Consider the following 25,256-nt stretch of genomic DNA (forward strand, 5'->3'; position numbering starts at 1 on the left):
ATTCCAGGCGCGGCGTTTATAAAAACGCTGCGTCTTTATTTTATGTCGAAAAGTACACATTATCGCCACAATTTTTGTTAATTTGTTAACACTATTTAATACCATTTTGCTGTATAATAAGTGTATAAGATAACTTAGGAGTGAACACACATGTATAAAAAAATGACCACAACTGCCCTCGTTACATCCGCTCTAATGCTTGTCCTTCCTGCAAGTCTTGCCCACCACTCGGCAAAAGCGAAAACAATTCCGCATAAGAATAAACTTGCGATTTCTGGCAGTGATCGTATTAAAGGTATTTCTTTGCATGCGCACCGGTATTTCATTGAGAAGCATAGCGATTTTGATCCAATGATGCCACCGATTTCTTTAACTGCGTATGATGATGATAATCACACGGATTTAACAAATTCCATTTTCGTGACTGAAAATGATGTGGATACACATAAAGTTGGAACGTATCACGTGACGTATCGCGCCATTGCTGGTGACGGTCGTTGGAAAGAGCGTCGCGTCGAAGTGAATGTTGTTGCTAGACCGATTATCGAAGCGGAGGATGCAAGCATTACTCGCGGAACTTTTTTCGATTATTGGACGAATGTATCGGCGTTTGATGAACTTGCTGGCGATATTCGAATTTTCTTACACGTGAAAAGCAGTGATTTGAATTCGGATGTTCCTGGTAAATATTTCGTAACGTATACGGCTTCGAATTTTTACGGATTGACGACGGAAAAAACTATTTATGTAACGGTGAAATAGCAAAGAGTTTGGGTACGCGTCCTGATTAGGAACGATACTCAAACTCTTTTTGCTATACTTTTTCGATCGGGGAGTTCGTCATTTTAAAATCTAGTGGTCCCGGTTGTTTCTTTTTTACGAATAGTGATTTTAGCGTGCTGAATAGGAGGCTGCTGAGGTAGGATAGGATGAAAATGATGATGCTCATAAGTGGAATGGCCCACGATAAGTGATCTTCTACTGGCATTATTTCTGCGAAGAATCGTGTGACGTAGCGCAGAATGATGAGGTGTACGAAATAGATGAAGAAGATGTGTGGTGTGATGCTACGCGATATTTTTTGTAAGCCGGTGTTGCGGATCTGGATCTTGGTGAATAGCATGAAGAGTGAAAACGCTGCGATGACGACAACTATTGATAGGTAATCGTAGAAGTAGAGTGGTTTAAAGCTGATGTCTGCGCGATTTTCCATAGCCCAGTTGGTGAGAAAGTAGATGGCTGCTGTGCTAAGCGCGAAAAATGCAAACCAAATTACTTTTTTTAATCGGGATAGGATGGTTTTTGGTAAGCTGTAGCCAAGGATGAAGTAGCCGAGATAGAGTACGCAGCTGAGTACGTTGGCGATGATCATGTCTGTTCCTCGGAATGCGAAAAAGGCTTCGAGTAGTCCGACTGCTAGGAAAAATAGACCGAGAATGAAGAAAGCTACTTCACCGATTTGTTTTCGGATAAAGATAAGTAGTGGCGCTAGAATCTGTAACCCTATGAACATCGGCATAAACCAGAGATGTCTGCCGAGATTGTTTAGGAATAGGTTGTCGAATGAGCCCCATAATCCGCCGTCTTTTACGAATTGAATGAAGCCGTTCCAACCGCCTGCATCTAGGAATTCGAATACTTCGTAGAGCACCATCCAAACGAGTGTCGGGATGATTAAGCCTAATGTTAGTTTTTTGAAGTACATTTTTAGGTTTTTGCTTTTTCGTAATGTGAAGTAGCCGCTTAATAGCACGAATAATGGCACAGCTGTGCGCGATATCGAATCGTAAAAATTGGCGATATCGAAATTTGTGTTCATTTTAGCAGCATTTCCAAGTAGATGTGTTGCGGATACGTGGATAACGATGACCATTAAAATCGATAAACACCTTAACAAATCTAGATTGTCTTTTCTCTCCATTTCGATCTTTTCTCCCTTTTCATATTTGTTTATTTGATAACGCTTTTATGTATCATTTCTTTCTTAAGAATACTACATATTAGGAGAATACTCAATATTTACATAAAGAAACCTTGCGCCGGCTTTTATTAGCGCAAGGTTCTCTTATTAGGAATGGGCTAGTTTATCGATAAAGATGTTGGCATTGGTGTGTTCTCTGAGAACGGTTACTGGCCATTCAGCGGTGACTTTTTTTTCTAGTAAATGGGTGATTGCGACTTGTTTCTTCTCTCCATTTGCGACTAGAATGGCCGTTTTTGCTTCGAGAATGTGTTTTATGCCCAGTGTGATGCCTTTTGTGCGGTCGACTTCTTTTGTGAAGTATTTTTGGCCGACGTTTTGTGTTGTGCTGTCGAGGTCGATGATGTGGGCGTAGTTTTCGAAGCTGACGCCTGGTTCATTGAAGCCGAGATGGCCATTGACGCCTACGCCGAGTAAGATGAGTTCGAGTCCGCCGTGTTGTTTTATGAATAGGTCTGCTGCGCGGCATTCGCCTTCGAGATCGGCGGATTTGGCGTGGAAGTAGTGGTAATGGGACGGGTCGATTTGTGCTGGGCCGAAGAGTTCGGTTTCGAGATAGTTCAGGCAGCTGCCTTCGTCGTCTCCGTCTAGTCCTACCCATTCGTCAAGCTCTACAAAATAGGCTTTTTGCAAGTCGATTTCACCGGCTTTGTGGGCGGCAACGAGTCGGCGTAATGTGCCAACTGGTGTGTCTCCTCCGGCAAAACAGTATAGGCCTTCTGGTGCGCGTTGGAATGTTTCGATGACAAGCGCTGTTGCTGCGTCGCTCATCGTTTCGTAATCTGCTAGTACTTTCAAATTTAATGCGTTCATCTTGGTTCCATCTTCCTCTCTTTATTTATTGAATTGTGGTAAATACGCTTGGTGTGCCTCGAGTAGCTCATCTAAAAGTTGGTGCGCGACCGCATCACTTGGCACGAGTGGGTTGATGGTCATCGCGAGTAATGCTGTGTTGTAATCGCCTGTCACGGCGGCTTCTGCAGCTAGGCGCTCGAAGGACTTGATGGACTGGACGAGGCCGTTTACCGCGATTGGAAGTGGGCCCGTTGTTAGCGGAATCGGGCCTTGACTGGTAATGACACAGTTTACTTCGACGGCGGAATCTGGATCAATGCCTGCCACCGCGCCATTGTTGCGTGTATTGACGGTTTGGATGTCTCGCTTATCATTATAAATGGAATGGATTAAATTGCAAGCGGCTTCACTGTAATAGGCACCTCCGCGTTGTTCGAGTTGTTTCGGTTTTTCGGCCAAATCAAGATTCTTATATAGTTCGAAAAGTTCGGTTTCGACGCGCTTCACGACTTCTGCTCGGGTTCCTTCTTTGGCAACAGCAGCTTTTTGTTCAGCGAGCATGATAGATGTTTGGTAGTAATAGCGTAGATAGCCGATTGGGACCATGCCGAGCGTATTTAGGAATAGCGGGTCCCAGCCGACGTCTGCGATATTTTTTAGGGAAATGCCGTCTTCGTTTTTTGTCATTTTTTCCATGACAGTGGGCGTGACGTTTTTGCCGTCGAGATAGACGTTTTTCGCGAAGACCATGTGGTTAAGGCCTGCGAATTCTACGTAGATGCGGGATGTGTCGACGCCGAGTTCTTTGGCGATGCCTTTTTCGATGCCGATTGGACCGTTGCATAATCCGACGACTTTCGTGATATTGCTGTAGCGCAACACGGCTTCAGTGACCATTCCTGCTGGATTGGTGAAATTGACAAGCCAGGCGTCTGGGCATAGGCGCTCGATGTCACGGCAAATGTCGAGGATGACTGGAATCGTCCGCAATCCTTTGAAAAGTCCGCCGGGGCCGTTTGTTTCTTGGCCAATGACATCGTATTTTAGCGGAATGCTTTCATCTAGCATCCGGGCTTCGAGACGCCCAACGCGAAATTGTGTCGTTACAAAGTCGGCGTTTTTTAAGGCTTCTTCGCGGTCCATCGTGAGGTGAATCTGGATTGGGACGCCGGCTTTTTCCACCATTCGTTTTGCTAACGCGCCGACGATTTCTAGTTTTTCGCGGCCTTCTTCAACATCAACAAGCCATAGTTCGCTGATTGGTAATTCGTCGTAGCGGTTGATGAAGCCTTCGATTAGTTCGGGTGTGTAGCTTGATCCACCGCCGATTGTTGCGATTTTCAATGATTTTTTCATGCTTTAGGACTCCCAACTTCTTCATTTGTTAAAGCTTGTTCTTCTTTATATTTTTGCGCATCCCAGACTTTGAAAAATGGCCAGTAGATGAGCATGGCAACGAGGATATTGATGATTTGCATGATCGATCCGGATATTTTGCCACCGGTTGCTAGGAAGCCGCTGATGATTGGCGGTGTGGTCCATGGAAGCGCGATGCCGGCTGGTTTTGCGACAAGGCCGGATTCCATACCGAAATAGGTCATGATTACGAGAAGTACTGGTGTGAGCACGAATGGAATGATGAAATAGGGATTCAAAACGATTGGGACACCGAATACGATTGGTTCGCTGATGTTGAATACGCTCGCTGGTCCGGAAATTTTGGCGAGTTGCTTCATTTGCTTACTTTTCGCGCGCCAGAATAGCAGGATAACGAGGCCAAGCAAGGCGCCAGTTCCGCCGGGCACAATCCATAATTCGTAAAATTGTTGCGTAACGACGTTCGGTAATTCTTTGCCTGCTTGGAATGCGGCGCGATTTTCGTCCATGTTGGCAAGCCAAACGGGATTGGTGAAGGCGCCGATGATGGCGTCGCCGTGCAAGCCGATACTCCAAAGTAGAGCAATGATGATAACGGTTACAATCATGCCAGGTAATGTGCTTCCAATATAATGCATAGGGATACCGATGACTGTCGAGATAATTTCATTGATGCTCGAAAATGGTGTTAACTCGATGAGCAGGCGTAAAATCCAGACCGTTGTAATCGTGATAAATCCTGGAATCAGGGCAATAAACGATTTTCCGACGGCTTCGGGCACACCATCCGGCATTTTGATGACCCAGTTTTTCTCGAAAATCACGCGAAAAATCTCGGTGGCACCTAGGGCTATAACGATTGCGACGAACAGGCCTTGACTCCCGGTAAGAATCGTTGGGATGACACCGCCAACATCGTACGCCGTTTTGCTACCTTCTGGTGTGAAGGACGTGATTTGTGGAATCGTTAGGATAAAACTAACAAGGGCAACCGCTCCGCTCATCAAGGGATCGGCGGTTTTATATTTCTCAGCGAGCCGGTAAGCGACGCCAAAACAGGCTAGAATCGCCATAATATTGTAGGAAGCTTCGACGGGATACCCGAGTTTCACTTGCCACTGGGAACCAAAAATGTTCGCCATAAAGTCTTCATAACCTGGAATCGGTAAATATTGAATAATCATAAAAACAGAACCAATAATTAAAAATGGCATGGCTAGCATGATACCGTCACGAACCGATGCTAAATGTCGTTGCGCCGATAATTTCGCTGCGACTGGCGCCAAACGGTTTTCCAAAAATGCGTAAAACTTATTCATTGTCTTTTCTCCTCACCTTTTTTTAAATTGAAATGACTACAGACTCACTTCGTTTCTCTGCATATTGAGGCCCTAATTCGTTTCCTTCACAGGACCTCAAAAAAGATAGCGCTTTCTTGTCTTTATTATAGATGCTGCTCATTGGAATTGATATAGCGCATAGCCATTTAGAAAAGCGTTTGCAAAGATGAAACTTGTGTCGCGAAAGTAACAGGTTGTAACGCTAGATGTTATATGCTAGACTTTTGATATAGGTTGATTCCTAGAGGAGGTCGAAACGTTGTGCTATTTTTGGATAAGACGCCTGAATTGAGCGATGTGGACATGATGATTTATAAGTATGTCACCGCCAATTTGGACAAGGTTAGTTTGATGCGGATTCGTGATTTAGCGGATGCGACACATGTTAGTACAGCGACGATTTTACGATTTTGCCGTAAGTTTGAATGCAGTGGTTTTTCGGAGTTTCGGGTGCGTTTGCGGATGTATGCGGAACAATCGAGTGCGACGCAGGTGGACTTGGCGGATGAAACAACATATATTGATTTTTTAAAACGGACATCACAGGCGGAATTTAAGTCGCGGATTGCGCAGGCTGCCGAGTTGTTGAAAGATGCCGAGCTGGTTTTATTTGTCGGCGTTGGCTCGTCGGGCATTGTCGCCGAGTATGGTGCGCTCTATTTTTCCTCGTTGTTCACGCTCGCTTTGCACATCGAGGACCCGCTGAACCACCCATTTAATCACCTTTCTAAAGGACTTTCCGGGAAACTGTGCATCATCGCGGTCTCGGTCTCCGGCGAAACGAGTGAAGTCATTAAATACATTCAACATATCAACGCCCACCAATGCAAAATTCTTTCGATCACAAATAGCGAAAAGTCAACGGTGGCAAGACTTTCCGACGTTAATATCCCGTATTATATTCACCGGGAAACGTATCAAGGTGCTGATATTACGTCCCAACTTCCGGCGCTTTATACAGTCGAATGTATCGCGCGGGAAATCAGGCGTAAACTGGATAGTGAAGCGAAATAACACGCCAAAGAAAGGATTTAGTCACATGAAAAAATGGATACTCGGCCTTGGATTACTTCTTCTCGTTTTGGCGGGATGTGGGAATTCGAAGGCCTCGGAAAAAGAACTCGAAAATTTGCCAAATCTCTCTGGGGAAACCGCCCTCATTCTCGTTCATGGAACTGGCGGTAGCACCGATACGTTTGATGGCTTTAGCGACACGTTTATCAAGGATTACAAACTTTCGAATGAGCGGATTAAACTCGAGGTTGGGACGGATGGCAAGCTGACTTATCATGGCGTATTTACTAAAAATGCCAAACATCCTATCGTTCAAATTGGGTTCGCGGATAGTATCGATGCGTCCATTGAACAGCAAACAGATTGGCTTCGCATCGCCATGCAGGATCTCGAAAAACGGTATCATTTGGCTACGTTTGATGGTGTTGGACATTCGAATGGCGGGCTGGTCTTGTCGACTTACTCGCAGAAATATGCCAAGACAACGCCGACACTCGAGCGTTTAGTTGCGATGGGTGCGCCGTATAATGATTTGGATGAGGAGGATAATGACGGGGATTTGGCGTTTGACGATGTTCCTGTGACGACGCCTCTTTTGAAAACATACGAAGATAATCGCACTAAAATAGATTCTAATTTGCTAGTGTTGTCCATTGCTGCGGATATTGATGATGGGAGTTTTTCGGATGATATCGTCCCGGTTCTGAGTGCTTTGGGGTCGCGCCTTATTTTTAAAGATACTGCTAAAGTGTACTTGGAAAGCTATTATAAAGGCGCCGAATATGACCACAGAACGATGTTTGCGAACCCCGATATCCAGAAAAAAGTGGCTTGGTTTTTGTATACGTACAAGGGAGATAAGAAAGAAGTCGAACTTGCTCATAGTTAAAAAAATGCTTAATGTGATATTTCTCCAAACTTCAGCGTGTCGACAAATACTTAGTTTCTAGGCAAAAACGAGTACCAGCGCGGAGTGTACTAGAGTACAAGAGCACTGGAACGGAGCTTTTAACGACGAAAATGAGTGTTTGTCAACACGCTGGGCGCTGCATCCGAGGCAGCGCCATTCTCTATTCATTTAAGAATTTTTCTAAAACCATGCCGCCTGCGCCTTGAGCCACGATTTCATAGGACTCTTTCGCTGGATGGATCGTGGTTTTTATTTTTGGAAAGGCTCTCAGTCGTTCTTCTACGGTATTTTTAACGTCCTCGAAAAACGTGGCTTTTGGGACGAGGGTTCCGCCGCAGACAACGGTGTCGGGTTGGGTCGTCAAAATCAGATTAGATAGCGCGATACCATAATAGTAAGCCGCATTTTTCAGAATTTCGTGGCACATTGGGTCGTCCTGTTCTAGCGCTTGGAAAATCGTGAAGTAATCGATTTCATCTGGATTTTCTACCAGTTCCGTCAACATGGATGCCTTCCCCTGCTTCAAATCGTGCTGAATTTTAGCCTTAATCGCTGGCAAGGAGCTGTACGTGTGCAGGCAACCGTAAGAGCCGCAATAACAGCGCGAACCGTTCGTGTCGATAATCGTGTGCCCAAATGCGCTCGTCATGCCGTTACTTCCTGATGTCACAACGCCTGCCACAATTTCCGCGCTACGAATTTCAATATCACACGTCGTCATCAAAAAGCGCTCGCTCGTCTGCCAATAATGGACGCGATATTCTGCGAGCGCCGCAAAATTCACACCACTTCCAACCATGATATAAGTCGGGATTTTCGCGGCTAAATAATGCTCGATATCACTCGGCGTCACGTCTGTATTCTGGCTCACCTGATCGAATAAGTCATCGATAGAAATCCCAATCCCAAGAATTTCGGCAATCTGTTTCTCGTGTTCACTCAGCAAATCCAGCAACTGCTCCACAAACATATCGAGCGTTCTGTATATCGACATCGGCGCACCCATTTTGATTTTCTTATGTCCCATTTCTTTCAAATTGAGATCAGAAAGCACAATCGTAGAATAAATATTTGTGACTTCAATGCCTATCAAATACGCTTTTTCGGGATTAATGCGGTATAAAATCGGTTTTCTTCCTCCTGTTGAGGCACCTAATTCGCCGCTGTTAATCAGATCACTTTTACTCAGTTCATCGAGCAAGCGCGCGCATGTAGCCGGCTTCATGCCAGTCTCAGCTAGCAATTCTTCTACCGTGATGGACGCGTGCTTTCGTATCAAATTATATAGCGTCTTCAACTTCTTAATTTTTGAATTCTGCGTTGTTCGGAACGCCTCCAACATATTGCTTTCCACAGCCACGACCCCCTCTTGTATAGTAAAAATGTATCAAATACCTAACAAAAAAGCAATTTCCAACTCTTTTTATCAAAATGAAAAAAAGTTATTTACTTTCCGTTTCATCCGTGTTAAGATTATCCTGAAAGCGCTTTACAATATAATTTTGTAAATGCCTAATGATTTCGAGGAGGAAATGACAATGCATAAAACAGAACAAATTAATGAGGCTGTCCGTTACATTGCACAGTTGACAGTGGTTAAACCAACGATTGGTATTATTTTAGGATCTGGACTTGGGCCTTTTGCGGATACAATTGAGGATGCGATTCACATTCCGTACAACGATATTCCTCATTTTGCGAAGTCTGCTGCGGTTGGTCATGCGAACGAGCTAGTTATCGGTCAAATCGGTGGCAAAAATATCGTCGCGATGAAGGGGAGATTCCACTATTATGAAGGGTTCCCGCTGGATGAAGTGACTTTCCCGGTGCGTGTTATGAAAGCGCTTGGCGTGGAGAAATTGATTATTACGAATGCATGTGGCGCGGTGAATACAGATTTTAATCCTGGTGATTTGATGTTGATTACGGATCATATTAATTTGACGGCGAACAATCCGTTGATGGGGCCAAATAATCCAGAGCTTGGTGTGCGTTTCTTGGACGTTTCAGAAGTGTATAGTAAGCGGTTACGCGGCATTGTAAAAGACGTGGCTACGGATCAAAATGTGACTTTGCGTGAGGGTGTTTACGCTTGGTGGACTGGACCTACTTACGAAACGCCGGCAGAAATTCGGATGATTCGCGGTTTTGGAGCGGATGCAGTTGGTATGTCAACGGTTCCAGAGGCTTTGATTGCTCGCCATGCTGGTATTGAAACAGTTGGTATTTCTTGTTTGACGAATATGGCTTGTGGTATTTTGGATCAGCCGCTTAGTCATGATGAAGTTATTGAGACGGCAGAACGTGTCAAAGCTACTTTCTTGAAATTAGTTGCCGAAGTTGTTGCTCGTTTCTAATCACGGTTTCTTTTTATCATATTGAAAATAAGTTTTTGGAGGGAGAACATCATGGGGATTAAAACGCGTCTTCGCTTTATGTCTTTTTTGCAGTACTTTATTTGGGGGAGCTGGCTGATTACGCTCGGTTCTTATATGATTAACACGCTTGGCTTTTCGGGCGTCGAGGTTGGAATTGTTTATAGTTCTAAAGGAATCGCAGCCGTGATTATGCCTACCTTGATGGGGATTGTAGCGGATAAATGGATTAAGGCGAATTATTTGTACACCGCTTGCCATGTTATCTGTGCGGGGGCGCTGTTTTACGCGGCTACTGTGTCGGATCCGACTGTGATGTTCTGGGTGATGCTGGTGAACGCGATGTTCTTCATGCCTACTTTGGCACTGTCGAACACGGTTTCCTACTATTGTTTGGAAAAGGCTGGGATGGATACGGTAACAAATTTCCCACCGATTCGTGTTTTCGGAACGGTTGGCTTTATTATCGCGATGTGGACGATCAGTTTTGCGGGACTTGAGCTTAGTAATGTGCAGCTTTATATCGCGGCTGGCGCGTCTCTCCTACTTGCACTTTATTCGCTGACAATGCCTACGATTCCGACGGCGAACAAAAAGAAAAACCAAGGCTGGGTGAGCATGCTCGGCTTGAATGCATTTGTTCTTTTTAAGAAGCCAAAAATGGCGGTATTTTTCCTATTTGCGATGTTGCTTGGGGCGGTTTTACAAATCACGAATACGTTTGGTAACCCGTTCTTGCATGATTTCGGCTTGAATCCGGCGTTTGCGGATAGCTTGGTCGTGAAATATCCGTCGATTCTATTGTCCGTCTCACAAATGGCGGAAGTCCTGTTTATCTTGGCGATTCCGTTCTTCTTGAAACGCTACGGCATCAAAACGGTCATGTTGGTCAGCATGATTGCGTGGACGTTGCGCTTTGGCCTGTTTGCATTCGGCGATCCGTCTCCATTTGGTACGGTATTGTTGCTACTTTCGATGATTGTTTACGGCTGTGCGTTTGATTTCTTCAACATTTCTGGCGCGATTTTCGTGGAGCAAGAAGTGAGTAAGGATATTCGGGCGAGTGCGCAAGGGTTGTTTATGACGATGGTAAACGGTGTCGGTGCCTACGTTGGTGCGATTTTGAGCGGTATGGTTGTCGATTATTATACGATTGATGGCGTGAAAGATTGGCAAACTATCTGGCTGATTTTTGCGGCCTATACGCTAATTCTGGCAATTGTTTTCAAATTCACCTTCCACTACAAACATGAACCTGAGAAAATGAAAGATTTAGAGATTACGCATTGATTAAAAAGCATGATAGCAGTAGCTCAAAATTCGGAGCTGGCTGGTATCATGCTTTTTTTACTTCTCGCGGACGACTAGGACGTCGCAGATTGCGTGTTGTAGGACGTATGCGGAGACGCTTCCCAGCACGATTTTTTCGATGCGGTTGAGGCCTGTTGCGCCACAAATGAGGACATCGGCGTCGAATTTGGCGGGAATATCGCGGGCGAGTAGGGTTTTTGGATTTCCGATTTCTAGGAACGTGTGTACTTGCTCGATACCGGCTTCTTCGGCGAGTTTTTTGTATTCGGCGAGTCTGGCAGTGGATTCTTCGTGTGCTGCTTTTTCTAGTCCGCCATCGTATGAGATGTTCGGCGAGAATGACCGGATGTCTACAATGCTTGCAATTCCAAGTTCTGAATCTGTTGCTTTGGCTAGTTCTACGGCTTTTAAAAAGGCGATTTCGGCTTGTGTTGACCCATCTAAAGCTACTAAAATACGTTGATATTTATTTCCCATCATCATCCACTCCTTCCTTACGACAATACCCGCAAACTACAGTTTTTATGCATCGTTTTGAGATGTTAGCTGGCGCTGTTTCGTGTATTCCTACTTTGCGCAATCTGTGCTATACTGAATCTATATTTTAGTAAAAAGGGGATACATTATGGATAAAGAGGATCGATTAAATCAACAGATCGCTCTATTTTATTTTGCTTACAAGACGTTTGTTGAAACGGCGGATCGGCTCATTGGAAAGTATGGCATTACGCGGACGCATCACCGAATTTTATTTTTTGTGGCGCATTCGCCGGGTGTTAAGATGAATGAGTTGTTGACGTTGCTCGAGGTTTCGAAGCAGGCGCTACATCAGCCGTTGTTAGAATTGAAGGAAAAGGGATACATTACCATGGAGCCGTCTGCCAAGGACAAGCGTGTGCGTTGCGTGTTTTTGACGGAGGCAGGAGCTGCGATTGAGGCTGAGCTTGGGGAGGCTCAACGGCGTCAGATGGCGGCTGCGTTATCGGCGAGTGATGATCCAGAAGGTAAGGTTTGGACGCATATTTTAGAGCAGTATGCAAAGGAACGACCAGGATTAGCATTCTTTAAATAGGAGCGTGATGAGATGGAGAAAATATTGTTTATCCAAACTGGTTTTGGTGTGGATGTGCATGGCCAAGATATTACGAAAGCCGCGATTCGAGCGGTGAGAAATGCCATTTTTACGAATTCGATGCCTGGTATTGAGGATTTGTTGCCGGGTAAGGATTTGAATAATATGGTTGTCAACGTGAAGCTTGCTTTGCCGACGGACGCGGAATTGCTTGATGAGAACGCGATTCGAGCGATTATTCCTTATGGGACGGTCACGGTGGAAACGATGCCGGGTGGAATGTTGACGACGAGCGGGATTTTTCTTGCAGATAAAGCGGATAAGAATGATTTGATGTATATCGTGAATGCATCCGTCGAAACTGGCTTTTAATTCAAAAAAGGAAGGCAGAAACCGGTGAGTTATCACCAGTTCCTGCCTTCCTTTTTGCTTAGTTCAGCAAACCTTCTTTTTGGAGGTAGTTTTTGGCTACTTCTTCTGCTGATTTGCCTTGGACGTTGACTTCGTAGTTCATTTCACTCATTTCTTGGTCGGTGATTTTGCCTGCTAGTTTCTCTAGTGGTGCTTTTAATTCTGGGTATTTTTCTAAGGTTGACTTGAGCATGAGTGGTGCGCCTTGGTATGGCGGGAATAGTTGTTTGTCGTCTTTTAGTACTTTGAGTTTGTATTGGGCGATTTCGCTGTCTGTGGAATAGGCGTCGAGTGTGTTGATGTCGCCTGCTTTCAGTGCGGAATAGCGCAGTTTTGGCTCCATTGTTTTTAGGGAGTCGAATTGCAAACCGTATCGTTTTTGCAAGCCTTTGTAGCCATCGTCACGATCGGAAAATTCGAGTGTGAATCCTGCTTTGACGGAGTTTTGCACGGCTTTTAAATCGGAAATAGTTTTCAGGTTGTAGGCTTTTGCGAATTCTGGTGCGACCGCGACGGCGTATGTGTTGTTGTATTTCATCGGTTTTAGGAACGCCATATTCTCTTTCGCCAATCCGTCGCGCGCTTGTTCATACACGGCTTGTGGGTCGTGATTTTTCGCTGGTTCTTTGAGGAAGGTTTCTAAAACGGTTCCTGTGAACTCTGGATAAATGTCGACGTCGCCTGATTTTAAGGCGTTGTAAACGAAGCTGGTTTTACCGAGATTTGGCTTGACGGTGACGCTTAAGTCGGTATCATTTTCGATGAGTTGTTTGTACATATTGATTAGGATTTCGGGCTCAGAACCTAGTTTTCCGGCGATAACAAGCTCTTTTTGCGGGCCGGTGAAGTAAGGCACGATGATGATGCTCGCGGTGATAACGAGTGCGCCGGTAATCGTGATGAGTGTGCGTTTGAACGTTGCTTTTTCCATATAGCGCAAAATGACGTCGAACAGGATCGCGAGTAGTGCTGCTGGAATAGCTCCGAGTAGGATTAAGCTGTTGTCGTTGCGGTCGATTCCGAGTAGAATCAGATCCCCTAGTCCGCCGGCTCCGATGAGGGCAGCCAGTGTCGCAGTTCCGATGATTAAGACCATCGCTGTACGGATTCCGGCCATAATGACTGGCATCGCAAGCGGTAATTGGACTTTATATAATTTTTTCCATTTGTTCATTCCCATTGCTTCGGCGGCTTCCATCAAAACTGGATCAATTTCTTTAATACCAGTATATGTATTCCGCAAAATTGGTAGTAAGGCATAGATAACAAGCGCGATAATCGCTGGTACTGTGCCGATTCCGACTAGTGGAATAAGTAAACCGAGCAAGGCAAGTGATGGAATTGTTTGTAAAATAGCGGTCACTTGGATGATTGGTTCTGCCGCGCGCTTGTGACTCGTTAGGTAGATTCCAAGCGGTACAGCGATGAATACGGCGATAAATAGCGACACAAAGGATAATTCAATGTGCTGGACTAAAGCGGCCCAGAGAGCGTCCTGTCGTATCTGAAACGTATCGATTAATTGACTCATACGCGCTCAGCCTCCCTTTCTAGTTGCTTCGCCAAGAATTGGATGACGTGTTGCTGTGTGATGGTTCCAACTGGCTTGCCGTCTCGCGCAACGGATACGTACGCCTGGTTTGCTAGTTGTTGTAGTAACACTTCCACCGCGATGCGTTCTGCAAAATCGGCTTCTCCATCTATAGATTGCGCCTCGAAATAGCCTTGTTCCACCATGTCTTGTACGGTGAATTTAGACGACAATACGTGTTTGTTCACGTTGCCTGATTCCAAGAAATTCTGCACAAATTCATTCGCTGGGTTTTGCAAAATTTCGTTTGGCGTGTCGCATTGCACGACTTCCCCATCTTTCATGATACAAATTCGGTCGCCTAGCATCAGCGCTTCTTGCATGTCATGCGTGACGAACACGATGGTTTTTTTGATTTGGCGTTGTAAAACGATGATGTCTTGTTGCAGTTTCTGGCGACTAATCGGGTCAAGCGCGCTGAACGGTTCATCCATTAAAATGATTTCAGGATCCGCCGCTAAAGCACGAACGACGCCAACACGTTGCTGTTCCCCACCGGAGAGCTCAGACGGTTTCCGATTCCGATAACTTTCCGCGTCTAGTCCAACGCTATTCAGCAATTCGGTAATCCGATCATGCGTTTTTTCCTTCTCCCATTTCTTCAGTTCTGGCACGACCGCGATATTTTCCTCAATCGTCATATGTGGAAAAAGCGCAATTTGTTGCAGTACATAGCCAATATTCCAGCGCAATTCATGAATGTTATAATCACTAATTCGCTTTTCATCGATATAAATTGTGCCCGTTGTCAGTGGAATAAGCCGATTAATCATTTTCAGCGTCGTCGTTTTACCGCAACCACTCGGTCCAATCAATACGAAAAACTCGCCATCTTTTATGTCTAAATCGATATTTTTGACGGCATGTTCACCATTTTGATATTGTTTCGTTACATTTTCGAAGCGTATCATGGGTCACTTTCCCTTCCATTTTGTCATTAAAAACATGTTTATTATCTTACCCTAATTTTCAAAACTAGAAACATTTGTTCTTAATTCTACCACTATCGACTACAAAATTACACAGTTAAGCATTTCGTTGACAAATCAACTAAAATTGCGCATAATAAACTTTATCACAGTGAAGTAACTCTTTATCAAGCAATAAAACAGACAAGGGACAACTTGAAAGGGGAATGACAAAATGGCATTACATGGGTACTACTATTATATTGACGAGCCGGGAATGCGCGAAATAAAAGCGGGATATGAGTCCGTGTTTACGCTACCGATGCTTCTGTCACTAGATGAATATTGGGAGATTATTCATTATATTTTTTGCGGGAAAACCAAAAACGGCAAATCTCCGTGGGGCTACATCGTCCCACTTAAAATCGAAAATGAAATTCGCGACTCTCTAGCAACCGTTTACTTCATCTATCCAGAACAAGTGCGCATGGCAAAAGACGCCTTATTCAGCATCACCGAAGAAGAATTCGTCGCAACATACAGCTTTAAAGAACTGAAAAAAGCCGGTTTATACGGGATAACTTGGCGGACCAAAAAAGAGAAGCTAGAGAAAGAACTACGAATAAATTTCCAAGCCTTGCGAACATTTTTTAATAAAGTCGCACAGAGCGATGATTGCATTATATTTTATGTTGTATAACACGAAAAGCTGAAACAGCCCGTTAGCCTCGACAGAAATTGTTAGGGGGCGCAGTAAAAGTCCTCCTTTGACTTTTGCGGAGGCCACGAAATTTCCGAGAGGCTGGCTGTTGAAGCCAGATCCGAAGGCGCCGGAGTATGACGCAGAGCAAGGAAGGCAGTCTCATTACATTCCACTACACACTGAGCTCCTAAATAAGCAAAACCACCGATTCAAATTTTGCAATCGGTGGTTTTTCTCATTCCTACTATTCCGTAATAATCGTATGAATCAACTTCGGCGCCTCAGCCTTATCGCTCACTCGAATATTCTCGTAAATCTTCGCCTCAACAGCTTTCACATCTTCCTTATTCGCGTAAATCGTCACAAGCGGCTCACCTGCTGCCACCTTATCCCCGACTTTCTTACGCAACATGATGCCCACTGCCAAGTCGATTTCGTCCTCTTTCGTCGCGCGCCCAGCTCCTAAAAGCATCGCAGCAATGCCAATCTCATCCGCCACAATCTCAGACACAACGCCGCTTTCCTTCGCTGGCACATCGATTTTGAACTTCGCTTGCGGCAATTTACTTGGATCATCCACAATCGAACCGTCGCCGCCTTGATTATTCAAGAAGTCCTTGAACTTCGCCAAAGCTTTCCCGTTCGCCATCACTTCTTTCAACATCTCGCGAGCTTCATCCAAGTCCTTCGCTTTCTTAGCCAAAACAACCATTTGACTTCCTAAAATTAAAACTAATTCCGTCAAATCTTCCGGTCCTTCGCCTTTTAGCGTATCAATCGCTTCTTGTACTTCCAAAGCGTTCCCAATCGCAAAACCTAGTGGCTGCGACATGTCGGAAATAACCGCCATCGTTTGGCGACCTACATTATTCCCAATCCGAACCATCGCGTGCGCCAAGTTTTCCGCATCTTTGTCGGTTTTCATGAACGCACCAGCGCCCGTTTTAACATCCAACACAATCGCGTCGGCGCCTGCTGCAATTTTTTTACTCATAATCGAGCTTGCAATAAGTGGAATCGAGTTGACCGTACCAGTTACATCGCGCAACGCATACAATTTTTTATCAGCGGGAGTTAAGTTCCCCGATTGGCCGATAACCGCGACTTTATCACGGTTTACCAAATCTATAAACTGCTCTTTCGTGATCTCCACATGGAAACCTTCGATCGCCTCTAATTTATCAATCGTGCCTCCCGTATGGCCCAATCCGCGTCCAGACATTTTCGCAACGGGCACGTCAAGCGCTGCAACAAGTGGCGCCAATACAAGCGTCGTCGTGTCGCCCACACCTCCAGTCGAGTGCTTATCTACCTTGATGCCTTCAATCGCGGACAAATCAATCGTTTCGCCGGAATTGACCATCGCCATCGTTAGATCCGCGCGCTCACGGTCCGTCATATCTTGAAAGAAAATCGCCATAGCCAAAGCGCTGACTTGATAATCAGGAATCTTGCCAGCCGTATAACCATCAACTACAAATTGGATTTCCTCTGTTGTTAACTCTTTACCATCACGCTTTTTCGAAATTACGTCTACCATTCTCATTTTAGTTCACCAATCCTTTTTTATTTTAAGTCGTTTAGGAAACTTGTGCCGTATTCAGGCATTTTCACTTTAAAATTATCTGCGACGGTCGCGCCTAAATCTGAGAATGTTTTGCGCAAATCAAGTTCTTTGCCGCCGTCTTTGAATTGTTTCGAATAAGCTAAAAGTGGCACGTATTCGCGTGTGTGGTCAGTGCCGCGGTATGTTGGATCGTTTCCGTGATCGGCCGTGATAAGTAGCAAATCGTCTTCTTGCATGTTCGCGAACACTTCTGGAAGTCTTGCGTCGAATGCTTCTAGCGCGTCACCGTAACCGATTGGGTCGCGACGATGTCCAAACAACGCGTCAAAATCAACTAGATTTAGGAAACTCATGCCGTGAAAATCTTCGGTCAGCAGGTCGATAAATTTATCCATACCGTCCATATTTGATTTCGTGCGAATCGATCTCGTAACGCCTTCATCATCAAAGATATCTGAAATTTTTCCGATTGCGATCGAGTCTAAACCGCCATCTTTCAAGTGATCCATCACCGTTTTGTCGAATGGTTTTAGCGCGTAATCGTGACGATTGGAAGTACGTTCGAATGTTTTCGCCGTTTTACCAACAAAAGGACGAGCGATAATGCGGCCTAGCATATAAGGCTCATCGCGCGTAATTTCTCGGCAATACTCACAAATACGATACAATTCTTCGAGTGGAATCAGTTCTTCGTTCGCCGCAATTTGCAAAACAGAATCCGCCGACGTGTAGACAATCAAAGCACCTGTTTCCAATTGTTCTTCACCAAGCTCTTCCATGATTTCCGTACCGCTCGCCGGTTTATTCCCGATCACTTTGCGACCAGAGAAGTCCTCAATTTTTTGGATCAATTCATCTGGAAATCCGTCTGGGAAAACGCGGAATGGTGTGTCAATATAGAGCCCCATGATTTCCCAATGCCCTGTCATCGTGTCTTTCCCTGCGGACGTTTCTTGCATTTTTGTGAAGTAGGCTTGTGGCTTGTCTGCAACTGGTACGCCTTCGATTTCGCGAATATTCGAGAGGCCAAGCATCGCCATATTCGGCATTTTTAGCCCTCCTTTTTCGCGTGCGATGTGACCTAACGTATCAACGTCAAAATCATCAAATTGTGCCGCGTCTGGCGCTTCCCCAATACCTACCGAGTCCATAACTACAACGTGAATTCTTTTAAATGCCATTTTCAAAAACCTCCTTAATAGATTAAGCCAACGATTGTGGCTGTTAAGAAACTAACTAATGTGGCGCCGAATAACAGTTTTAAGCCGAATCTGGCAACAACGATACCTTGTTTGTCGTTCAAGCTTTTGACTGCTCCAGCGATAATGCCGATTGATGAAAAGTTTGCGAAAGATACTAGGAATACGGATACAATCGCGGTTGTTCTGCCTGAGAAGTTGAAATTACCATTCTTCAAATCAGTCATCGCGACAAATTCATTGGATACCATTTTCGTTGCCATAATGCTTCCCGCTTTGACCGCTTCATCCCACGGTACGCCGACTAGGAAGGCAAATGGTGCAAAAACATAACCGAGTAATTCTTGGAACGAAAGTCCGAAAATACCACTGAAAATCGCGTTGATCATCGCGATAATTGCGACGAACCCGATCAGCATCGCAGCAACCGTGACCGCTACTTTGAAACCGTCCATAATGTACTCGCCTAACACTTCGAAAAAGCTCTGTTTCGCTTCTTCTTTGACTTCGAGAATATCTTCTTGTTCGGTGACTTCGTAGGGATTGACAATCGAAGCGATAATGAAGCCACCGAATAGGTTAAGAACTAGCGCAGTGACGACATACTCTGGCTTTAAGAGTACCATATAAGAGCCGACGATGCTCATAGAAACGGTTGACATCGCGGAAGCACAAAGCGTATATAGACGATGTTTTGGCAGTAAGCCGAGTTCTTTTTTCACGGAAATAAAAACTTCGGATTGACCAAGAATCGCGGATGCAACAGCGTTATAGGATTCTAATTTCCCCATTCCATTGATTTTACTCAGCGCGAGACCAATATATTTGATGATAAACGGAAGGATGCGCCAATGTTGCAAGATCCCGATGAGTGCCGAAATAAAGACAATCGGCAATAACACACTTAGGAAAAAGGACATTTGACCGGTGTTCACAATTCCCCCGAACACAAAATTCACACCTTCTGCAGCGTACGATAATAATTTACCGAAACCGTCTGCAATCCCGCCGATAAGCCAGTTCCCTGCGCTCGTGTTCAGCAAGATAAATCCTAAAATAAACTGTAAAACAATCATGATGATGATCGGTTTGAACTTCACTTTTCTGCGATCGTTACTCGCGATCCAAGCAATTCCTAGCACGACAATCAAGCCAATAATACCAATTAGATATTTCATATGAATCCCCCAATAATTTAAAGTATGAAACAATTATTGCTATGTTCAGTAAAACGGTTTACTGATGGTAGTTATACTTTTTCAGCAAGCGGTTACATTTAGCTTTCGAAAAAGTAAAACGGTTTACTTTGAGTAGTATATCATCAATTTCTCCCCAAGTGAAACAATATCCTCTTTCAGCGTGTCCACAAGTGCTCATCTTCGTCGTTAAAAGTTCCGTTCCAGTGCTCACGTACTTTAGTACGTTCCGCTCTGGTACTCACTTTTGCCTAGAATCTAAGCACTTGTGAACACGCTGAGGTTTGGTGGGATATCTTGTTGGGTGGGTTTTCTGTGTTTCTTTTTGTTTTGCGTTTTATTTTGCCAACCGTTTTTTTGTGCTTTGGCGGGCTATGAGGTCTAGTGGCATTTTTTTGTTGGGCATTTTTTCGGTTGGGTTTTGTATGGCTTTTAGTAGGTATTTGGCTGCGGTTTTGCCGATGTCATAGATTGGTTGGCGGATGGTGGTTAGTGTCGGCGCCATGTATTCTGCGAGCTCGATGTCGTCGAAACCGATGATCGAGAGGTCGTCTGGGATCGTGATTCCGAGTTCGAGTGCGGCGCGGTATGCTCCGACTGCCATCTGGTCATTGGTCACGAAAAGGGCGGTGATTTCTGCGGTTTCTAGTAGTTTTTTCGATGCGATGTAGCCGCCTGGCATCGTTTGGTCGCCTTCCATAATCCACGTCGGTGAGCCTGTTATGCCACGGTCTTTTAGCGCGGCTTGATAGCCTTGTAAGCGTTCTTCTACGGAATAAAAGGAATCGTCTGACGTGATAATCCCGATTTTTGTGTGACCAAGTGATAGGAGGTGTTCTGTTGCCATGTATCCGCCTTCATAGTCGTCGATAAAAATATTGCCTTCCTCGCGGTGGTGCCGTTTGCGATCGAGCAAAATGTACGGTTTATGTAGCGCTTCCAGCTGTGCGAACACGTTTGACGCTAAAATATTTGGACTCGCGATAATCAAGCCATCTACGGCCCGATGCAAAAGTTCTTCGACATACAAGTCTTCGCGTGTGCTGTCCTGCGACGAATTGCACAATAAAATCATGTAATCATGGGCGTTTAAATAGTCCTCGGCGCCCTTCACCATCTGCGAAAAAAATGGATCCGTTACTTCCGGTACAATCATGCCGATCGTATTCGTCCGATTCGTCACCATATTTTTCGCAAAAAAGTTCGGTTTATAGGCTAAATCTTTTGCGGTTTGAAACACTTTATTACGCGTTGCTTCACTGAAACGACTTCCTTTACCGTTTAGAATTTGGGAAATAGTCGTAATGGAAACACCCGTTTTTTCTGCAATATCTCGAATCGTTGCACCCAATGTGGCTCGCCTCTTTTCACAGGAAAAATTACTTCTCCTCCATCATGCCACATTTCGGTGATTTTGTTAATAGTTATCTTTTGGATTTGCGTCATTTCCTGAAACAATCGACACGCCCGCGCTTGCTCCGATACGTGTTGCGCCTGCTTCAATCATTTTATCCACGTCTGCTTTTGTGCGGATGCCGCCGGATGCTTTCACGCCGATGTTTGGTCCAACTGTTTTGCGCATTAACGCGATGTCTTCCGCTGTTGCGCCGCCTGTTGAAAATCCTGTTGATGTTTTGACGAAATCAGTTCCTGCAGCTACCGCTAGACGGCATGCGCGTTCTTTTTCTTCGTCTGTTAATAGACACGTTTCGATGATAACTTTGACCAGTGCTTTGCCTTTTGCTGCGTCGACAACGGCTTTAATATCAGACTCTACTAATGCATCGTTTTTGTCTTTTAGGGCACCAATATTGATGACCATATCGACTTCTGTTGCGCCTTTTTGGATAGCGTCTGCTGCTTCGAAAGCTTTGGTAACGCTTGTGTTAGCGCCAAGTGGGAAGCCGATAACGGTACACACGTCCACGCCAGTTCCTGCTAATTGTTCATGTGCTAGCTCGACCCAAGTTGGATTGACACATACAGACGCAAAATTATATTGTTTCGCTTCTGCCGTCAGTTTTAGAATCATTTCCTTCGTTGTTTCTGGTTTTAAAGCTGTGTGGTCGATCATTTTGGCGATATTCGTCATGATTAATCTCCTCGCTTTTCTATTATTTGTCTTCATCATAATACATATATGAACATTTGTAAAGATATATATGAAATTATGTTCAAACTACTTATCGAACTAATTCTTTCGCGGTGAATTGGTCGGTGATGAGGACGTTCGCGTATTCGCCTTGAAGTGCGCCATGAATCGCGGCAACTTTTCTTGCTCCGCCTGCAATCAGAACCGAGCGCTCTTTTTGCTTGAGTGAGTCGAGTTCGATACCGATTGTACGCGCATCGATTTCCACGCTACAAATTTGGCCGTCTTTATCGTAAAAACGAGAACAAATATCGCCGACTCCAATCGATTTCAGCAGCTTTTTCTCGGCTTCATTGAAATAGCCAAGTCGGAAAAGAAGCGCTTCATCGCGGACGGTGCCTACGGTAAAAACGGCGATATTGGCTTGTTTCCCCATCTCGATGATGTGATGAATATGCCGATCTTGTTCCACCATTTCCTTGACAGTCGCGTTGTCGAAAATCACGGGAAGCGGTAAGTGGCGCGGCATCGTTTGGAAGTTTTCGGCGAAGAGGGAGATGGTTTCGGACGCGTAGGTGTTGACATTGGAATGGCTAATCCCGCCTTTTAGTTGAATAACTTCGACGCCGCGCACGTCTTGTGGGCTGATTTTTTTCGCGACTTCGTACATCGTTGTTCCCCAGCTTACCCCAAGGATATCGCCATTTTTGACCGTTTCTTCGAGGTATTCAGCGCCTTTTTTGCTGAGGAAGTCGGTGATGGTTGTGTATTCGCTAGTCGGTGAGAAGACGACGTGTGCTTCTTTTAAGTTATATTTTTCTTTGAGTGCAGCCTCCAATGCGTCCAAATCAGCGAACGGATCGGTGACTTTGATCTCGACGTAACCACTTTCTTTGGCAAATTGCAAAAGTCGCGATACGGTTGGGCGCGAGATGCCTAGTTGGCTGGCGATTTCTTGTTGGCTATAGTCGGATTGGTAGTAAAGTCGCGCCACTTCAATGCTTAGCTGCTGTTTCTGTTTATCCATTGGGTTTCCTCATTTCTTAAAATTAGAACTATGTATGTGCCACGTATATAAATTTTAATGCCTATGTCTGCCTTTATTATACCAGTTAATGCATCGACGCCATAATATTATAAACCTTGCATTTTCTGTAATGTATACTATAATGATAAGTTACGAAAGGGGAATCATCAAAATGAAGAAACTACTAAGTCTCGCGATTTTAGCAAGTTTAGCGCTCGTCGCATGTGGCAATGAAAAAGCAGAAACGCCTCAAAATGAAGATTTACAGAAAGCAGAGGCAAAAATCGAAGCGTTGAAGAAAGAAATCGCTCAGGTGAAGGATGAAAATACCGTTTTGAAAGAGGATAATGCGAAAATAGCAGCTTCTAAGGAAAAATTGGAGGCCGAAACGCAAACAAAAGAACAATCCTCAGTAACAGAGACGCCTAAACAAGAAACCAAAGAAACACCCATAGCACCAAAAACGATGCAGCCAGAAGTCGAGGAAAAAGCAACAGAGCCCGCAAAAGAAACGAGCGCCATTACTGGCCGCGAAAAAGGGCAACTCATTGCTGCTCAAAAGAAAAAACTGAATAATCCTAACCTAACACAATCAGAACGAGAAAGTATCATCGCAGAAATCAAGCGTCTCGGTCAATTGCCGGTATCCCATTAAGAAAAGAAGTGAGTTGGTCCCAGCCTCACCTCTTTTTTGCTTGAACTCAGATTGGGCCTTATTGCATGGTCCATGACGGCTTGACTTGACATATTCGTCGCGTTCGCTATTTCAAGTAAAAATAGGCCGCTTTGTTGTTGCAATCGCCACGTTATCCAGCCATTGTCCGTTTGCGTCGCGGCTTCTTTTGCATTGGCCAAAATCGCTGATAGGAACGTTATTAATTCGCCTTTTTCGATAGGTAAATCAGATAATAGTACTTGAAAATCGATGTTTGCTAGTTGTAATTGTTCTTCGGTCATCGCAAGCCATGCCGCAACATCTGGTCGTTCATTTTTTGTGAGTTGGAATAGCGTGTGGCTCGCGTAATTGGTGGCGCTCGGTGTAGGTAGTGGCTTGCAAGGAGGTATAAAAAGAGTAACGTCCAGCCGATTAGTGGGCTTCCGATGACGAGTACTAGAATAAGCCCTACTAGTCTGAGCCAGACGACAACGGCTATGTTCTTCATTCCATTGGCTAATATTTCGTTCTTATTGAGGGAGATGATTTACGACCAGTTTGTATGGACGCATCTATTGGGAACACTTTCTTCCAACCTCCTTTTAGCCGGGATTTTCTTGTATGTAGCTAAACGGATCTATAGTAATAATAATTATTTGTTAGCTAAATAACAAAGCCGGAAAATGCACCATCAAAACTTAATATTTTCTTTCTGTTTTCTGCAATCCCTCTTTAATTTTGTACCCTAGACTAGACCGTGTAACACAAACTAAAGATAGGAGATGAAAACATGCGTATGAGAAAAATTTTGTTAGGTTTGACGGTCATTTTTGCAGTAGCGGGGTTGGTAGCGTGTGGTGCGCCAGATAAAAACGCGGCGGCCACTAAAAAAGAAGAAACGAAGCAGGAAACGGAAAATGCACAAGTCAAAGCAGCGCTCGAAAAACTGGAAAAAAAGTATGGAGCGACATTAGGTGTTTACGGGATGGATATGGGAGGCAAGCAAACCATTAGTTTTAATGCAGAAGAGCGATTTGCTTATGCCTCCACTTTCAAAGCGATTGCTGGCGGGATATTACTTAAAAATTTGACGGATGAACAGCTGAATAAACGGTTTACTTTTTCAAAAGAGGATTTGGTGGACCATTCTCCGATTACGGAAAAACATGTGGACAGCGGGATGACGATGAAGGAGCTTATTAACGCGTCAATGACTTACAGTGATAATACGGCAGCGAATCTGACGCTTCAACAGCTTGGTGGACCTAAAGGCTTTGAGAAAGAGCTCGTGAAAATTGGTGATAAGACGATGAAACCTGTTCGCTTTGAGCCTGAGCTAAATGATGCTGTGCCTGGTGATATCCGTGATACGACGACTCCGGAAGCGATGGCTAAGACGTTTGCCTACCTCCTAACCGAGGGGAATCTGCCGGCGGATAGATTGGCATATTTTAAGCAGACTTTGATTGATAACACGACTGGGGCTACATTGATTCGTGCTGGTGTTCCGGCTGGTTATATTGTTGGTGATAGAACTGGCGCTGGATCTTACGGCACCCGGAATGCTATCGCGATGATTTATCCTAAAGACAAGGACACAAAACCGCTCGTGTGGGTTATTTATTCTAAGAAAACGGGCAAAGACGATGAATATAACGACCAATTGATAGCGGATGCGGCGAAGGTACTTAGTGATTATTATTCTCTATAGGAAAAAGGGGAACAGAAATCT

Annotated in this window: 26 protein-coding genes; 10 read left to right on the forward strand and 16 right to left on the reverse strand. The window is 44.7% G+C overall.

Annotated features, from left to right (window positions below):
* Nucleotides 1-150: 150 nt before the first annotated feature.
* Nucleotides 151-762 (forward strand): immunoglobulin-like domain-containing protein, encoded by a 612-nt coding sequence (locus tag DUK53_RS10125; protein ID WP_036094520.1) that lies wholly within the window; start codon nt 151-153, stop codon nt 760-762.
* A 52-nt stretch (nt 763-814) separates the two neighbouring features.
* On the opposite strand, the gene DUK53_RS10130 is transcribed toward DUK53_RS10125, so the two are convergent.
* The 4 genes from DUK53_RS10130 to celB all read right to left on the reverse strand — a co-directional run bounded on the left by DUK53_RS10130 (nt 815) and on the right by celB (nt 5,472).
* Entirely contained in the window at nt 815-1,921 is a 1,107-nt protein-coding gene (locus DUK53_RS10130) for an acyltransferase (protein ID WP_036131869.1), read from the reverse strand.
* 147 nt (nt 1,922-2,068) lie between these two features.
* Nucleotides 2,069-2,794 (reverse strand): glucosamine-6-phosphate deaminase, encoded by a 726-nt coding sequence (locus tag DUK53_RS10135; RefSeq protein ID WP_036131870.1) that lies wholly within the window; start codon nt 2,792-2,794, stop codon nt 2,069-2,071.
* Nucleotides 2,795-2,815: 21 nt separating this feature from the next.
* A complete protein-coding gene (locus tag DUK53_RS10140; RefSeq protein ID WP_036094526.1) occupies nt 2,816-4,132 on the reverse strand; it encodes a 6-phospho-beta-glucosidase in 1,317 nt (438 codons plus the stop codon).
* Nucleotides 4,129-5,472, reverse strand: a complete 1,344-nt coding sequence (gene celB / locus DUK53_RS10145; RefSeq protein ID WP_036094527.1) for a PTS cellobiose transporter subunit IIC — start codon at nt 5,470-5,472, stop codon at nt 4,129-4,131. Before celB ends, DUK53_RS10140 begins: the two co-directional genes overlap by 4 nt.
* Nucleotides 5,473-5,754: 282 nt before the next feature.
* Between celB and DUK53_RS10150 the strand changes: the two genes are divergently transcribed.
* Together DUK53_RS10150 and DUK53_RS10155 are read left to right on the forward strand one after the other, a co-directional pair.
* On the forward strand, nt 5,755-6,507 hold the full coding sequence (locus DUK53_RS10150) for a MurR/RpiR family transcriptional regulator (protein WP_036094528.1): 753 nt from the start codon (nt 5,755-5,757) through the stop codon (nt 6,505-6,507).
* 25 nt (nt 6,508-6,532) lie between these two features.
* A complete protein-coding gene (locus DUK53_RS10155; protein WP_036131872.1) occupies nt 6,533-7,396 on the forward strand; it encodes an alpha/beta hydrolase in 864 nt (287 codons plus the stop codon).
* Nucleotides 7,397-7,577: 181 nt separating this feature from the next.
* Here the strand turns inward: DUK53_RS10155 and DUK53_RS10160 are convergent, their stop codons facing one another.
* Nucleotides 7,578-8,771 carry an ROK family protein gene (locus tag DUK53_RS10160; RefSeq protein WP_201740727.1) on the reverse strand — a complete coding sequence of 398 codons (1,194 nt, stop codon included), beginning with the start codon at nt 8,769-8,771 and terminating at the stop codon, nt 7,578-7,580.
* Nucleotides 8,772-8,955: 184 nt separating this feature from the next.
* On the opposite strand from DUK53_RS10160, the gene DUK53_RS10165 reads away from it, so the two are divergent.
* Both DUK53_RS10165 and DUK53_RS10170 read left to right on the forward strand, forming a co-directional pair.
* A complete protein-coding gene (locus tag DUK53_RS10165) occupies nt 8,956-9,774 on the forward strand; it encodes a purine-nucleoside phosphorylase (protein ID WP_036131874.1) in 819 nt (272 codons plus the stop codon).
* A 51-nt stretch (nt 9,775-9,825) separates the two neighbouring features.
* A complete protein-coding gene (locus DUK53_RS10170; protein WP_036094531.1) occupies nt 9,826-11,082 on the forward strand; it encodes a nucleoside permease in 1,257 nt (418 codons plus the stop codon).
* 57 nt (nt 11,083-11,139) lie between these two features.
* On the opposite strand, the gene DUK53_RS10175 is transcribed toward DUK53_RS10170, so the two are convergent.
* A complete protein-coding gene (locus DUK53_RS10175) occupies nt 11,140-11,580 on the reverse strand; it encodes a universal stress protein (RefSeq protein ID WP_036094532.1) in 441 nt (146 codons plus the stop codon).
* 148 nt (nt 11,581-11,728) lie between these two features.
* On the opposite strand from DUK53_RS10175, the gene DUK53_RS10180 reads away from it, so the two are divergent.
* Nucleotides 11,729-12,175 carry a MarR family winged helix-turn-helix transcriptional regulator gene (locus tag DUK53_RS10180; RefSeq protein ID WP_036094534.1) on the forward strand — a complete coding sequence of 149 codons (447 nt, stop codon included), beginning with the start codon at nt 11,729-11,731 and terminating at the stop codon, nt 12,173-12,175.
* Nucleotides 12,176-12,187: 12 nt separating this feature from the next.
* On the forward strand, nt 12,188-12,547 hold the full coding sequence (locus tag DUK53_RS10185; protein ID WP_036094535.1) for a Lin0512 family protein: 360 nt from the start codon (nt 12,188-12,190) through the stop codon (nt 12,545-12,547).
* A 58-nt stretch (nt 12,548-12,605) separates the two neighbouring features.
* On the opposite strand, the gene DUK53_RS10190 is transcribed toward DUK53_RS10185, so the two are convergent.
* Together DUK53_RS10190 and DUK53_RS10195 are read right to left on the reverse strand one after the other, a co-directional pair.
* Nucleotides 12,606-14,117: an ABC transporter permease/substrate-binding protein gene (locus DUK53_RS10190; RefSeq protein WP_036094536.1), complete on the reverse strand. Its 1,512-nt coding sequence runs from the start codon at nt 14,115-14,117 to the stop codon at nt 12,606-12,608.
* On the reverse strand, nt 14,114-15,088 hold the full coding sequence (locus DUK53_RS10195) for an ABC transporter ATP-binding protein (protein ID WP_036094539.1): 975 nt from the start codon (nt 15,086-15,088) through the stop codon (nt 14,114-14,116). Before DUK53_RS10195 ends, DUK53_RS10190 begins: the two co-directional genes overlap by 4 nt.
* A gap of 232 nt (nt 15,089-15,320) precedes the next feature.
* On the opposite strand from DUK53_RS10195, the gene DUK53_RS10200 reads away from it, so the two are divergent.
* A complete protein-coding gene (locus DUK53_RS10200) occupies nt 15,321-15,785 on the forward strand; it encodes a DUF1877 family protein (RefSeq protein ID WP_036094541.1) in 465 nt (154 codons plus the stop codon).
* 247 nt (nt 15,786-16,032) lie between these two features.
* On the opposite strand, the gene DUK53_RS10205 is transcribed toward DUK53_RS10200, so the two are convergent.
* From DUK53_RS10205 to DUK53_RS10230, 6 genes are all read right to left on the reverse strand, one after another.
* Complete coding sequence (locus tag DUK53_RS10205) at nt 16,033-17,334, reverse strand: pyrimidine-nucleoside phosphorylase (protein ID WP_036094542.1); 1,302 nt, start codon at nt 17,332-17,334, stop codon at nt 16,033-16,035.
* Between the two features lie 20 nt (nt 17,335-17,354).
* Nucleotides 17,355-18,536, reverse strand: coding sequence for a phosphopentomutase (gene deoB / locus DUK53_RS10210; protein ID WP_036094543.1), 1,182 nt, complete (start codon nt 18,534-18,536; stop codon nt 17,355-17,357).
* Nucleotides 18,537-18,550: 14 nt separating this feature from the next.
* Nucleotides 18,551-19,732: a NupC/NupG family nucleoside CNT transporter gene (locus tag DUK53_RS10215; protein ID WP_036094544.1), complete on the reverse strand. Its 1,182-nt coding sequence runs from the start codon at nt 19,730-19,732 to the stop codon at nt 18,551-18,553.
* A gap of 355 nt (nt 19,733-20,087) precedes the next feature.
* Nucleotides 20,088-21,101: a LacI family DNA-binding transcriptional regulator gene (locus tag DUK53_RS10220; RefSeq protein ID WP_036131876.1), complete on the reverse strand. Its 1,014-nt coding sequence runs from the start codon at nt 21,099-21,101 to the stop codon at nt 20,088-20,090.
* 66 nt (nt 21,102-21,167) lie between these two features.
* Nucleotides 21,168-21,842 (reverse strand): deoxyribose-phosphate aldolase, encoded by a 675-nt coding sequence (gene deoC / locus DUK53_RS10225; protein WP_036094547.1) that lies wholly within the window; start codon nt 21,840-21,842, stop codon nt 21,168-21,170.
* A 91-nt stretch (nt 21,843-21,933) separates the two neighbouring features.
* Nucleotides 21,934-22,869, reverse strand: a complete 936-nt coding sequence (locus DUK53_RS10230; protein WP_036131877.1) for a DNA-binding transcriptional repressor DeoR — start codon at nt 22,867-22,869, stop codon at nt 21,934-21,936.
* 172 nt (nt 22,870-23,041) lie between these two features.
* Between DUK53_RS10230 and DUK53_RS10235 the strand changes: the two genes are divergently transcribed.
* Complete coding sequence (locus DUK53_RS10235) at nt 23,042-23,524, forward strand: hypothetical protein (RefSeq protein WP_036094550.1); 483 nt, start codon at nt 23,042-23,044, stop codon at nt 23,522-23,524.
* Here the strand turns inward: DUK53_RS10235 and DUK53_RS10240 are convergent.
* Together DUK53_RS10240 and DUK53_RS10245 are read right to left on the reverse strand one after the other, a co-directional pair.
* On the reverse strand, nt 23,521-23,826 hold the full coding sequence (locus DUK53_RS10240) for a GHKL domain-containing protein (protein ID WP_036094552.1): 306 nt from the start codon (nt 23,824-23,826) through the stop codon (nt 23,521-23,523). The two genes, DUK53_RS10235 and DUK53_RS10240, sit on opposite strands and share 4 nt — an antisense overlap.
* Entirely contained in the window at nt 23,823-24,032 is a 210-nt protein-coding gene (locus DUK53_RS10245) for a hypothetical protein (protein WP_124892722.1), read from the reverse strand. The genes DUK53_RS10240 and DUK53_RS10245 overlap by 4 nt, the downstream gene beginning before the upstream one ends.
* A gap of 282 nt (nt 24,033-24,314) precedes the next feature.
* Here DUK53_RS10245 and bla point away from each other — a divergent pair, with 282 nt between their 5' ends.
* Nucleotides 24,315-25,235, forward strand: coding sequence for a class A beta-lactamase (gene bla / locus DUK53_RS10250; RefSeq protein ID WP_036094553.1), 921 nt, complete (start codon nt 24,315-24,317; stop codon nt 25,233-25,235).
* Nucleotides 25,236-25,256: the final 21 nt, after the last annotated feature.

It is taken from the genome of Listeria sp. SHR_NRA_18, assembly GCF_003856515.1.
Classification (GTDB): Bacteria; Bacillota; Bacilli; order Lactobacillales; family Listeriaceae; genus Listeria_A; species Listeria_A newyorkensis.

Coding starts and splice junctions, on each gene's coding strand:
- deoB (WP_036094543.1), bottom strand. CDS start 18,536: ATGGCATTTAAAAGAATTCACGTTGTAGTTATGGACTCGGTAGGTATT.
- deoC (WP_036094547.1), bottom strand. CDS start 21,842: ATGACGAATATCGCCAAAATGATCGACCACACAGCTTTAAAACCAGAA.
- DUK53_RS10205 (WP_036094542.1), bottom strand. CDS start 17,334: ATGAGAATGGTAGACGTAATTTCGAAAAAGCGTGATGGTAAAGAGTTA.
- DUK53_RS10235 (WP_036094550.1), top strand. CDS start 23,042: ATGAAGAAACTACTAAGTCTCGCGATTTTAGCAAGTTTAGCGCTCGTC.
- DUK53_RS10195 (WP_036094539.1), bottom strand. CDS start 15,088: ATGATACGCTTCGAAAATGTAACGAAACAATATCAAAATGGTGAACAT.
- bla (WP_036094553.1), top strand. CDS start 24,315: ATGCGTATGAGAAAAATTTTGTTAGGTTTGACGGTCATTTTTGCAGTA.
- DUK53_RS10125 (WP_036094520.1), top strand. CDS start 151: ATGTATAAAAAAATGACCACAACTGCCCTCGTTACATCCGCTCTAATG.
- DUK53_RS10155 (WP_036131872.1), top strand. CDS start 6,533: ATGAAAAAATGGATACTCGGCCTTGGATTACTTCTTCTCGTTTTGGCG.
- DUK53_RS10130 (WP_036131869.1), bottom strand. CDS start 1,921: ATGGAGAGAAAAGACAATCTAGATTTGTTAAGGTGTTTATCGATTTTA.
- celB (WP_036094527.1), bottom strand. CDS start 5,472: ATGAATAAGTTTTACGCATTTTTGGAAAACCGTTTGGCGCCAGTCGCA.
- DUK53_RS10245 (WP_124892722.1), bottom strand. CDS start 24,032: ATGAAGAACATAGCCGTTGTCGTCTGGCTCAGACTAGTAGGGCTTATT.
- DUK53_RS10135 (WP_036131870.1), bottom strand. CDS start 2,794: ATGAACGCATTAAATTTGAAAGTACTAGCAGATTACGAAACGATGAGC.
- DUK53_RS10165 (WP_036131874.1), top strand. CDS start 8,956: ATGCATAAAACAGAACAAATTAATGAGGCTGTCCGTTACATTGCACAG.
- DUK53_RS10180 (WP_036094534.1), top strand. CDS start 11,729: ATGGATAAAGAGGATCGATTAAATCAACAGATCGCTCTATTTTATTTT.
- DUK53_RS10215 (WP_036094544.1), bottom strand. CDS start 19,732: ATGAAATATCTAATTGGTATTATTGGCTTGATTGTCGTGCTAGGAATT.
- DUK53_RS10175 (WP_036094532.1), bottom strand. CDS start 11,580: ATGGGAAATAAATATCAACGTATTTTAGTAGCTTTAGATGGGTCAACA.
- DUK53_RS10240 (WP_036094552.1), bottom strand. CDS start 23,826: ATGACCGAAGAACAATTACAACTAGCAAACATCGATTTTCAAGTACTA.
- DUK53_RS10185 (WP_036094535.1), top strand. CDS start 12,188: ATGGAGAAAATATTGTTTATCCAAACTGGTTTTGGTGTGGATGTGCAT.
- DUK53_RS10140 (WP_036094526.1), bottom strand. CDS start 4,132: ATGAAAAAATCATTGAAAATCGCAACAATCGGCGGTGGATCAAGCTAC.
- DUK53_RS10200 (WP_036094541.1), top strand. CDS start 15,321: ATGGCATTACATGGGTACTACTATTATATTGACGAGCCGGGAATGCGC.
- DUK53_RS10230 (WP_036131877.1), bottom strand. CDS start 22,869: ATGGATAAACAGAAACAGCAGCTAAGCATTGAAGTGGCGCGACTTTAC.
- DUK53_RS10190 (WP_036094536.1), bottom strand. CDS start 14,117: ATGAGTCAATTAATCGATACGTTTCAGATACGACAGGACGCTCTCTGG.
- DUK53_RS10170 (WP_036094531.1), top strand. CDS start 9,826: ATGGGGATTAAAACGCGTCTTCGCTTTATGTCTTTTTTGCAGTACTTT.